The organism is Aurantibacter sp. (assembly GCF_039941195.1).
Lineage (GTDB): Bacteria > Bacteroidota > Bacteroidia > Flavobacteriales > Flavobacteriaceae > Aurantibacter_A.
On record NZ_JBDVFA010000098.1, the window covers coordinates 126895 to 138470 of the forward strand.

General features: G+C 33.9%; 9 protein-coding genes. 4 read left to right on the forward strand and 5 right to left on the reverse strand.

The features are described 5' to 3' along the window. Positions 1–4 precede the first annotated feature (4 nt). Complete coding sequence (locus ABJF52_RS16970; RefSeq protein WP_348153004.1) at positions 5–589, forward strand: riboflavin synthase; 585 nt, start codon at positions 5–7, stop codon at positions 587–589. A gap of 31 nt (positions 590–620) precedes the next feature. Here the strand turns inward: ABJF52_RS16970 and ABJF52_RS16975 are convergent, their stop codons facing one another. Genes ABJF52_RS16975 through ABJF52_RS16985 form a run of 3 tightly spaced genes read right to left on the reverse strand, consistent with a single transcriptional unit; the run spans position 621 to position 4140 of the window. Next, a complete protein-coding gene (locus ABJF52_RS16975; RefSeq protein ID WP_348153007.1) occupies positions 621–1232 on the reverse strand; it encodes a hypothetical protein in 612 nt (203 codons plus the stop codon). Positions 1233–1234: 2 nt separating this feature from the next. Next, a complete protein-coding gene (locus ABJF52_RS16980) occupies positions 1235–2320 on the reverse strand; it encodes a heparan-alpha-glucosaminide N-acetyltransferase domain-containing protein (protein WP_348153010.1) in 1086 nt (361 codons plus the stop codon). Positions 2321–2331: 11 nt separating this feature from the next. Further along, complete coding sequence (locus ABJF52_RS16985; RefSeq protein ID WP_348153012.1) at positions 2332–4140, reverse strand: sodium:solute symporter family protein; 1809 nt, start codon at positions 4138–4140, stop codon at positions 2332–2334. A gap of 76 nt (positions 4141–4216) precedes the next feature. Here ABJF52_RS16985 and ABJF52_RS16990 point away from each other — a divergent pair, with 76 nt between their 5' ends. From ABJF52_RS16990 to ABJF52_RS17000, 3 genes are all read left to right on the forward strand, one after another. Further along, the gene (locus ABJF52_RS16990; protein ID WP_348153015.1) at positions 4217–4972 is read left to right on the forward strand and encodes a sulfite exporter TauE/SafE family protein; all 756 of its coding nucleotides are present in this window, start codon (positions 4217–4219) and stop codon (positions 4970–4972) included. 57 nt (positions 4973–5029) lie between these two features. Continuing rightward, positions 5030–6412, forward strand: a complete 1383-nt coding sequence (locus ABJF52_RS16995; RefSeq protein WP_348153017.1) for an AGE family epimerase/isomerase — start codon at positions 5030–5032, stop codon at positions 6410–6412. 157 nt (positions 6413–6569) lie between these two features. Further along, on the forward strand, positions 6570–9146 hold the full coding sequence (locus tag ABJF52_RS17000) for a zinc-dependent metalloprotease (RefSeq protein WP_348153020.1): 2577 nt from the start codon (positions 6570–6572) through the stop codon (positions 9144–9146). A 24-nt stretch (positions 9147–9170) separates the two neighbouring features. On the opposite strand, the gene ABJF52_RS17005 is transcribed toward ABJF52_RS17000, so the two are convergent. Together ABJF52_RS17005 and ABJF52_RS17010 are read right to left on the reverse strand one after the other, a co-directional pair. Continuing rightward, complete coding sequence (locus ABJF52_RS17005; protein ID WP_348153022.1) at positions 9171–10397, reverse strand: multiheme c-type cytochrome; 1227 nt, start codon at positions 10395–10397, stop codon at positions 9171–9173. A 95-nt stretch (positions 10398–10492) separates the two neighbouring features. Continuing rightward, positions 10493–11509 carry a kelch repeat-containing protein gene (locus ABJF52_RS17010; protein ID WP_348153025.1) on the reverse strand — a complete coding sequence of 339 codons (1017 nt, stop codon included), beginning with the start codon at positions 11507–11509 and terminating at the stop codon, positions 10493–10495. Positions 11510–11576: the final 67 nt, after the last annotated feature.

An 11576-nucleotide genomic window follows, 5' to 3' on the forward strand; every position in this document is an offset into this window, starting at 1 on the left:
ACACGTGTTTACTGGAATTATTGAAACTTTAGGAGAAGTACAAGAACTACAAAATGATAATGGCAATCTACATATTACCATTAAATCATCACTTGCTCAAGATTTAAAAATAGATCAAAGTGTTTCACATAATGGCATTTGTTTAACGGTAGTATCATTAGACGAAAGCAGTTATACTGTTACTGCTATTCAAGAAACATTAGAAAAAACGAATTTAAATCAGTTAAAAATAGGGCAGAAAGTAAATCTAGAAAGAGCTATGATTTTAGGTTCTCGTTTAGATGGTCATATTGTTCAGGGACATGTGGATCAAACGGGTACAATTACTAAGATTGAAGAGAAAGATGGCAGCTGGCAGTTTAGTATAAACTATGATTCTATTCTTAACAATATTACCATAGAAAAAGGTTCTATTACTATTGATGGCGTTAGTCTTACCGTGGTCGACTCAGGGATTAATACTTTTAGTGTTGCCATTATTCCATACACTTTTGAGCATACCTGTTTTAACAATTATGAAGTGGGTACAATTATTAATTTGGAATTTGATGTTATTGGTAAATATGTAGCTAAAATGATGCAAAAATAGAGGTGAAATAGATTTCGATATACTTTTCTATTTAATTATTTATTTTCCACGTATTGTAAAAACGAACTATTTCTAAAGGACTATTGAGTTGTTTATTTAAAATGCGCTGACTTAATTCTGGATAATCAGAGAAATACCTTGCCAACTTTTTTCTCTTTAACCCAAAAACACCCTGATTAACACGGATTAAAACATCCTCATTTTCCTTTTTAAAATAGGCATTACCATCTATATGCCCTGAATCAGCATCTTCAAACTCTAGCATGTAATAACTTAAGTTTCCTTTATGTATTACTTTAAAAAACTCATAATCACCACTATCTGACAGTTGTAATTGTTGATTAAAAAACTGCCCTGTTCTGGTTATTTTCATTATTTCGAAGGTGACATCTCCATTCTTATAAGCAAATAAATCTTTGGCAGCATACTTAGTTTTGCCCTTTTTACCTTTAAATTTTATCTTTTTGTAAAGCTTAGCAAACGCACCTAATTTTCGATCTCTAACAACACCATATAACGTATCATTAGTTTTTGTAACCACATAACCCTCTTGAAATCCATTTTGAGAAATATTTTCCTGAGGCCATCCAACTAAAATAAATATTAGAATGATAAATCTATAAGACCTAAAGGCTTTTTTCATAGTTATACTTTGAAGAATATCTTTCTTCGAAACAAAATATATGCCAAAAGTGTGTAAAATGCGACTACAGTTAGACCATACAACAATGAAGAGAGTTGCAAAGACAAGAAATCATGCACATACACCTGATTAAATATCCACCCATGTAAAGAGGTGTCTCCTACCTTTATTTGCCCCATAATTTTACTGATAAAGCTTGAAAGAAAATAAAGGGTAATAGCATTAGCACCAGCATATCTAAAAATACTTCCAAATTGAATTCCCTTAACATCACTCAAATAATAAATTAGCGCCAAAATCAAATTTGCCCATCCAGCAGTAACTAATACAAAACTGCTTGTCCATAGCGCCTTATTTATAGGAAAAACAATATCCCAAAGGTGCCCTATTATTAATAAAGACCCCCCAATTCCCATTAATAATGTAGCTTTCTTTTCTTGCTTAGATGTTAATAGAAGCCCCGTAAATATTCCCAATAAAGAACTACAGATAGAAGGTATGGTACTTAAAAAACCTTCTGGGTCATAATCTACTTTGTAATTATGCGATCCAAAAATTTGAACATCCAACCAATTTGCCAAATTATTAGGAGCTCTCTCAAGAGTAGATTCCACACCGTTTACAGGAATAAAAACCATCATTAACCAATATCCTATTAATAGTGTTACACAAATTCCAAGTAATGTTTTCCAATTAAAATTGATAAACAATATAGAAGCGAAAAAGAAAACCACCCCAATTCGTTGCAAAACACCTGGGAACCTAATGTTTTCAAAATCTTTTATAAAGGGAAAACTTATCAAAAATGCCCCTAGAAAAAGACCTAGGCCAATTAATTTTAAAGTACGTATTGTAATTTTCTTATAGGTACCAGCATTTATTACTCTGTTCTTATATGCAAAAGCTATAGAAGTTCCAACAATAAATAAAAAGAATGGAAAAACTAAATCTGTTGGAGTTATTCCATGCCATTTCGCATGTCTAAAAGGTGGGTAAACAGCAGCCCAAGTTCCAGGCGTATTAACTAAAATCATTAATACTATTGTCATCCCTCTAAAGATGTCAATCGATTGTATTCTATTGCTCAAACTGGCCATAATTAGAGAATATGCTCTTTCATTTTATTCCAAGTAATAATCAATAAAACTCCAGAGACAATAGCGGCAACTGAGAGTATTATGGCGTCAGTAGTTCGGCCATAAATCCAATAACCAGTTGCAAACATCATAGAATAAACCAATACAACACCTAATAACATAGCCGTTATACCTGATGGCACACTCCATTTTTCACCTTTATCAATTACCACATTATCCACTTTCGCCTCATCAACTACTTTTTGCCAACCAGGCCCGCCCGGTTGTATTTTTTTATAAAATGAACGAAGCACTTCATCCGATTCAGGTTTAGTTGCATATGTGGCAATTAACCAAACGGTAGTTGTAACTATCATAACAAAAGGAATCTCACCCCAATCTGGAAATATGCCAGTATCTGTTGCAAATAAAAATGCACCAAAAGATGTTGCTTTTAATAATATGGACAAAATACCTGAGGCGAACATCGCAGAAATTTCGGTCCATGCATTAATTCGCCACCAAAACCAACGTAGAATAAATATTAATCCCGTACCGGCTCCAAATAGCAACAACAATTCGAAAATTTGTTGAGCATTTTGCATGGCCAAAGCTAAAAATGCACTTAAAACCATTAAAACAACTGTAGAAATCCTACCTACCGCCACTAATTGTTTTTCTGTTGCATCAGGGTTTACTTGTTGTTTATAGAAATCAAAAACAATATAAGATGATCCCCAGTTCAATTGTGTAGAAATCGTACTCATATATGCAGCTACAAGCGAAGCTAAGACTAAACCTAGTAGTCCACTAGGTAATTTAGTTAACATTGCGGAATAGGCTAAATCATGTCCTAATTTATCTGCGGGTACATTTGGAAACGCTTCTGATATACTTGCTATATCTGGATAAACTACTAACGATGCCAAAGCAACTAATATCCACGGCCATGGGCGCAATGCATAATGCATAATATTAAAAAAGAATGTCGCACCAATAGCATGGTTCTCGTCTTTCGCCGCCAACATTCGTTGAGCTATGTAACCTCCTCCTCCTGGCTCACCACCTGGATACCAAGAACTCCACCATTGAACAGCCAATGGAATGATAAGCAATGTAATCACCATTTTTGTGTCACTAAAATCAGGCAAAATATCCATTTTAGAGGCAACTAAGTCATTTGCCATCATTGCATTTATTCCCCCAACTTCAGGAATATTTACTAAATAATATGCGGCGCCAATAGCTCCAGACATTGCAACAAAAAATAATAAAAAATCGGTATACACTACACCCTTAAAACCTCCTAAGGCACTAAAGACAACAGTAATCAGACCCGCACCTATAACTGTTTGCCAATCTTCAAGACCAAGCATTATACCTCCTATTTTAATAGCGGCTAATGTCACAGCTGACATGGTAATCACATTAAAAACAACGCCTAAATAAATTGCTCTAAATTTTCTTAAAAAACTAGCTGGCTTACCACCATAACGCAATTCATAAAACTCCAAATCCGTTTTCACATTAGATTTACGCCATAATTTAGCATATACAAATACGGTAAGCATTCCTGTTAATAAAAAACACCACCAACCCCAGTTTCCAGAAACACCCTTATCTCTAACAAAGTCTGTTACTAAATTAGGCGTATCGGTTGAAAATGTAGTCGCCACCATTGATAAACCCAACAACCACCATGGCATTGTTCTACCAGATAGAAAAAATTCATTTGAATCTTTACCAGATTTTTTAGAGACATAAATTCCGATTCCTAAGACAAGAGAAAAGAATATTATAATAAAACTGTAATCGAGTGTACTTAATTCCATAAAGTCGGGTTTTGGTATTCGCTAAAGATATTACTTTTTACCATATTTTTGAAGCTTGTTAACCAAACCACAACTATTGTATTCATTAATAACGAGTGAAGTTTCTACAACAGCTTGGATATTAGCCTTTACTGCCGCTATGGTAGTAGGAATATCTAAATCAGGAATCAAAGGAATTGCAATTATTACAGTCACTTTAATGGCTTTAGCCTTTGGTGCAAAGGAGTCAACAGGGATAATAGTGCCACTTTTAATAGTAGGTGATATTTTCGCCGTAATTTATTATAATAGACATACACAATGGAAATACATCATACGTTTTCTTCCTTGGATGATGCTTGGTGTTCTAATTGGTGTATTCATTGGTAAAGATTTAGACGAAACCACTTTTAAAATTGGCATGGCCATTATTATTTTGGGTAGTGTAATTATGATGTACTGGTGGGATTCAAAAAAATCTAAGAAAGTCCCTACACATTGGGCTTTCGCAGGTTTTATGGGAATTATGGCTGGCATAACAACTATGATAGGTAATCTTGCTGGTGCCTTTGCTAATATATTTTTCCTAGCAATGCGTTTACCTAAAAATGAATTTATAGGAACTGCAGCATGGCTGTTCTTTATTATAAATGTTTTTAAGCTTCCCTTTCATATATGGGCATGGGGCACCATAACCAAAGAAAGTTTTATTCTCGATTTAAAACTTATCCCGGCCATATTTGTAGGACTATTTGTAGGCATACAATTGGTTAAAATTATCAAAGAAAGTTTCTACAGAAAAATGATTCTTATTCTTACTGCAATAGGGGCTTTGCTAATATTCTTTAGATAATACACATCCAAAAAATATGATTAGTTTTAAGCTAATGCAACAAGAACATTAGCAATCATGAAAAACAATATCATTTACTCCATATCATTTTTTGCAATCATAATAGCATTAAATTCCTGTAATCAGAAAGAACATAGTAAAACGATAACAACAGATCCTATTCTATCTGAAGTAGAAATTGAATTAGAAAATCTAACTAATGTTTGGTATCCAAAATCTATTGATACAGTGAATGGTGGTTTTTGGTCCGATTTTAATTATAAATGGGATAAAGAAGGAGCTCAAAATAAAATGATAGTTAGTCAAGCACGCCATATTTGGACTACATCGGTTTTGGCTGAACATTATAAGGATAAAAAATATGAAAAGATTGCGAAACATGGATATCATTTCTTACGAGACAAAATGTGGGATTCTATTAATGGCGGTTTTCATACTTTAGTAGGTTTTGTAGGTGATGGACTAAAAGTGATTTCAAAAAATAAAAGCACTTACGGCAACGCTTTCGCCATATATGGTCTCGCCACTTACTACAAGGTTTCAGACGACACAGCTGCATTAGATTTAGCGAAAAAAACATTTTCGTGGATAGAAGAACATGCACATGATTCTATTTACAAAGGATATTTTGATGTTTTACAACAAGATGGTTCATGGATGCTGGACATTACTGAAGATAAAGGTTATGATAATTTTAAACGAAAAGACTGGAAAGATCAAAATTCATCAATTCATCTTTTGGAATGCCTATCAGCTCTTTATGAAGTGTGGCCCAATGATTTAGTACGAGAGCGATTAGAAGAACTGTTAATATTAATTCGTGATACTATAACAACCGAAAAAGGTTATTTAACCTTACACCTTCATCGCGATTGGTCTCCGGTCACCTTTAAAGATTCTTCCGCTATATATCAAAAACAAAATTTTGGCCTAGACCATGTCTCCTTTGGTCATGATGTTGAAACAGCGTTTCTAATGCTTGAAGCCTCTCATATTCTAGGTAGAAAAAAGGACACCCTAACCGAGTTGAAAGCGAAACAAATGGTGGATCATGGTATCGCGAAAGGTTGGGATAATAAAGAAGGAGGCTTTTATGACGGAGGCTTTTATTACACTCAAGACACCTGCACAGTGGTGAAAGAAGCTAAAGTTTGGTGGACTGAAGCTGAAGGACTTAATTCACTTTTACTGATGTCGAAGTTATACCCAAATAATCCAGAGTATTATAACTTGTTTCAAAAACAATGGCAGTATATCAAAAAAAATATGATTGACCACAAATACCACGGATGGTATGCCGAAGGAATGGATACTGATTCGCAAGCAGATAAAAAAGTAAAAGCGCAAATTTGGAAAGTTAATTACCACAATATTAGGTCCTTAATTAATGTTACCCAGATGCTAAAAGGAGAATTCATTCTTACTAAAGAACTACATTAGAAGAAGTTTTTATAAATGCTTAACATTTATGATTCTCTAAAACAAGAGCAATTCCCTTATATTTATGGAACCTTAGAACATCTGTAAAATTTTATACCCCGTATATAATCACAGGTTGTTTACAATACTAAACCCAAGTTTGAAGCGTTCGCTATTTATGAGATTTCTGTTAGGAATAGTTGTGGTTTTTTGTCTGGTAACTTCTTGCCAGTCAGTTAATTTATTTAAGAAAGAAGCTAAAAAAGAAACCAACAAAACAAAAGTAGTATCAAATGCCAAGGCATATGACCTACTTATATCAAATGATGCCGTTTCTACAAAGGGGCTTTTTGATGTTCATATAGTAAAACAGAAATACTATTTTGAAATTCCAGAAGATTTATTAAATCGTGAAATTTTAGTAGTTACTCGTTTTATTAAAACTCCATCTGGCGCGGCTAGTTATGGAGGGGAAAAAATAGGTGAAAATACTATTGTATTTGAAAAGGGACCTAATAACAATATCTTTTTGCGTATAGCTACTTTAGTTAGTTCTGCCAATGAAGACGATGCTATTTCGAAAGCAGTAAACAATTCTAACATTACTCCAATATTAGAATCATTTGATATTAAAGCGGATAATGAAAAGAAAAAATCTTTTGTAATTGATGTTACAAAATTCATCAACAGTGAAAATCCATTACTAGCTTTAAGCAGTTCCCAAAAAGATGTTTATAAATTATCTTCTTTAGAAAGTGATAAGTCTTATATAAAAGAGATTAGCACATTTCCAATGAATACAGAAATACGTGCTGTTAAAACGTATAAAGCAAAGTCTGTAATTAAAAAAAGGAAAAAAGAATTACCTGCTGCCATATTAGCCGGCGTTGTTACACTTGAAATAAACAACTCATTTATTCTACTACCAAAAGAACCTATGCGTAAACGTTATTATGATACTAGGGTTGGCTATTTTGCCAGTTCTTATTTAGAGTATGGTGATGACCAGCAGAAGGTTGATCGAAATACCTATATTCATCGATGGCGATTAGAACCTAAAGAGGAAGACATTGAAAAATGGAAAAATGGTGAATTAGTAGAACCAAAAAAACAAATCGTCTATTATATTGATCCAGCTACTCCAAAAAAATGGAGGCCTTACCTAATAAAAGGAATAAATGACTGGCAAGTAGCTTTTGAACAAGCTGGTTTTAAAAATGCAATTGTAGGTAAAGAATGGCCAGAGAACGACCCTAACATGAGTTTAGAAGATGCTCGATTTTCGGTTTTACGTTACTTCGCATCGCCTTCAAAAAATGCCTACGGCCCAAATATTGTTGACCCGAGAAGCGGTGAAATTTTAGAAAGTCATATAGGTTGGTATCACAATTTAATGAGTCTTTTACACAGTTGGTATATGATACAAGCCGGCGCAGTAGATGAGCGAGCTCAACACATGGAGTTTGACACAGAATTAATGGGTGATCTTATTCGTTTTGTTTGCGCACATGAAGTAGGGCACACATTGGGCTTAAGACATAACATGGGTGCCAGTTTTGCCACTCCTGTTGAAAATTTACGTGATGCTGAATGGTTAGAAAAAAATGGCCATACTAGTTCAATTATGGATTATGCTCGTTTTAATTATGTAGCTCAGCCCGAAGATAATATTCCTGTAAAAAATTTAATGCCAAGAATAGGCGATTATGACAAATGGGCCATACAGTGGGGATATTCTAAGCTTCCTGATGATCTAGACCTTTCAGACGAGAAAGAACTGATGAGCCAAATGGTCACCGACAGTATTGCTGCAAATAAAAGACTATGGTTTGGAGGTGAAGGCAGAGATTTTGATCCACGTTCACAAACCGAAGATTTGGGTGATGATGCAATGATTGCTAGTAATTACGGTATTTTAAATCTACAGCGAATTGCACCATGTGTTCGCGAATGGGTAAAAGATCGCAATAGTGATGATTATTCTAACCTAGATGAAATTTACAAAGCATTAGTGAACCAATACAGCGATTATATTTTTCATGTTACTAAAAACATTGGTGGTATTTATGTAACACCAAAGACGATGAGTGAAGAAGGTGAAATTTATCAATTGGTACCAAAACAAACTCAACAACAGGCCTTAGCATTTTTAAACAACCATATTTTTAAAGAACCTAAATGGTTGTTAAGAAATGATATTTTAAATGCTATACAGTCACCACAATCAAAAGAGTCGGTTACGCAAACTATGGAAAGTGTAATGATGAATTTGTTAGGCGGAAGTCGCTTAAGTAGAATGACATTTATTGCCGAACGATATGAGAATGAAAATCCATATCGCCCAGAAGAATATATTGATGATTTAACACAACTCGTTTGGGGCGAAATGAATGTTTTTTACCAAACCAATGCCTATAAAAGGAAGTTACAAAAAGCTTATGTTGCGAATATGATTAACCTATACAAACCCGAAGAGGCAGATGGTATGGTTGAAGGTATTCTAGCTAAATTATCTGAGGGGTATACCTCTAATACAGATGTTCGTTCATTAGCTTTAAATAATCTATTATCACTTCAAAATAATATTAAAAGAACGCTTCCTGTAATGACAGACCGTTTAACCATTGCACATTTACAATATTTAAAACGAGAAATTGAAGATGTTGTAGGTGATACTGACGATGCTAGACCTTTATTTATTCCTGTTATTAGAGACAATACGATTCAAAGTGACGCCGACGAAAACAACAAATAATTAGTTTATATAATTTATTTTGTTCTACTGTTTTTTCACATTAGGATATATATCAATTAAATGAGTTCGGATATAAAAAGATGTTTCTTCACTATCCTTTTCCGATAATTGAACGGTCATAGAGTTTGATGCGTTTAAAGGCATATGACAAGCAATACAATTATTATTCATTTTGCCAATTTCCGCGTCTGAAGCATTACAATCAAGCTTTTCATTAATATGACAAGCAATGCATTTTAAATTAAAAATTTCAGATTTTCCTCGTTCATTACTATGTGAATTATGACAAGTATTACAGTCCAAATGTTCACTTTTTTTAAAACATTCACTTTCTATCAATAAGCCATATTGATTACCATGTACATCCAAAATTTCATCTTTAGATAATGGGCGCGCATTTCGGGAATAATCGGATAATTTTTCACCAGTAACAAACGAGAACGAATCACCTTTAAGTATTAATTCTCGCTTACCTGAATGACATTGAGCACAAACATCTAATCGCTGTTGTCTTGAAAGTGATTGAATATCAATCATAAATTGAGCTTCTTTAACATCGGGATTTTCATTATGAAATGCTACATGTTTTGCAGCCGTATTATGACACCGTTCGCAATCAATTCCATAAATTATTTGATCTCTATTAAATAGATTCCCAGAAGTATTTTCATCAAGACCTTTGGCAAATGTAGTATGGCATTTTAAGCAAGCATCACGCAGAGGTCTAGGGTCATCGTAATAATTTGGATATCCTGGGCTAAGCACCCAACTATTTGAAGGCGTGTAATATGATGTCTGTAACTGAAAAAGTGCACTTTCTTTCCATGTTCCATATGATTGTCCTCGTACTCCAGAACCTATTACAACATCAAGTTTTTCGGGTGCAATCTCTGTAGATCTATTTTTTATCCTAGTGTTTTGATAAAACAAGTTATTCTTCGCTTCCATTGTAAACAACACTTGATCCAAATCTAAAACATTTGAATGTTCTAGAAAGCTACCCTTTATATTATTAGAGTTTGCAATTCCAGAAGTGTTAAAATGAGCAGTCTCAACATGCGTTGTATAAATATCTAAATGACATTGAACACAAGTGTCAGAACCTACAAAATGTTCACCGTTTGTATGCGTTGCAAGAATTATTGGAGAATAAAATTCCGACTTTTTATTCTTACAATAATAAATTACTGATGCTACCGTAATAGCAACAATTATAAAACCGAGTTTCTTGAAAAAATTTTTAAGCAACATTAATTAGTGCATCTGTCCATGTAGATTTAACAAGTTAATGCAAATTTTGAAATTTAAAAGAGTGACAAATTTTATTCGACCTAAAGACTAACAATCTAATAATCTTCTTTGTAAGTTTCCATAGTAAAAAGTTCTGGTTCACCACCTCTATTTCCGCAACCAGAAGCAATATACAAAGCACCATTATATTCTAATAAACCTGTCCCATGTCTACCTTCATTTAAAAAAGCTGAGTTTTCCCATTTCGATGTTTTTAAGTCTAAAGCTTCAACTTCGGAATGTGCTTTTTCTTGAGCACTAGATTCACCTCCAGCAATTAAAACTTTATCATTGTAAACTATTGCAGCTGTTCCTGCTCTTTCCGTTGGAATATTATTGGTTAATGTGGTCCAAGTATCCGATTTTATATCATAAACATCTACTTCTCCAATTGTCCCCGCAAAACCATCTTCTGGAAATTTGCCTGTATTTCTTCCTGCAGCTAAATATATCTTATCATCAACTTGTACTGCCTGAAAATGATCCCGAGCTCTAGGAGCATCAGATAGCATTTTCCATTCTCCTGATTTTGGATTGTAACTGTCCATCCAATTCTTATGGTCTCCTATATGACCATTCTTTATTCCACAGGATATATAAATCTTTCCATTATATAATACATTCCCCGTAGAGCCTCTTCTTCTATTCTCGGGAATAGTATCACCCTTAGTCCATGAATCGGATTCTGGGTCATAGCTATAAATAAATTCTGTTGGCTTTTCATTCGGATAACCACCAGTTAAAGCTGAAATAATATAAATTCTATCCTCAAAGACTACAGGTTGAAAATGATGCAGTTCCAAAGGCGGTTTTGAACCTTGAGACCAGAGCATAGTATCTGGATTAAAAATACTTACCGGTCGAATACCTCTTCCTCCAAGTAAATAAAACTTATCCTTCACTCTTACAAAAGCAGCTTCGTGGCGTTCAACGGGCTTAGATTCCATTTTTAGTGTAACCAGGTTCCATTCATTGTTTGGAGTTTCTACTTCACTTACCGCTTTATTTAACTTTTTGGTTTCGTTGCAAGCTATCATAGCAAAAAAGCATACAAATAAAATACAGTTTTTCATTGTTAAACAATTATAATGTTATGATTCTTAAACATTCGAAGTTAACAATAAAAATCGCTTAGTCTTT

Bases quoted from the DNA above. Each gene is read 5' to 3' on its own strand.
- ABJF52_RS16975 (WP_348153007.1), bottom strand. From the start codon at position 1,232: ATGAAAAAAGCCTTTAGGTCTTATAGATTTATCATTCTAATATTTATT.
- ABJF52_RS16995 (WP_348153017.1), top strand. From the start codon at position 5,030: ATGAAAAACAATATCATTTACTCCATATCATTTTTTGCAATCATAATA.
- ABJF52_RS17000 (WP_348153020.1), top strand. From the start codon at position 6,570: ATGAGATTTCTGTTAGGAATAGTTGTGGTTTTTTGTCTGGTAACTTCT.
- ABJF52_RS17005 (WP_348153022.1), bottom strand. From the start codon at position 10,397: ATGTTGCTTAAAAATTTTTTCAAGAAACTCGGTTTTATAATTGTTGCT.
- ABJF52_RS16985 (WP_348153012.1), bottom strand. From the start codon at position 4,140: ATGGAATTAAGTACACTCGATTACAGTTTTATTATAATATTCTTTTCT.
- ABJF52_RS17010 (WP_348153025.1), bottom strand. From the start codon at position 11,509: ATGAAAAACTGTATTTTATTTGTATGCTTTTTTGCTATGATAGCTTGC.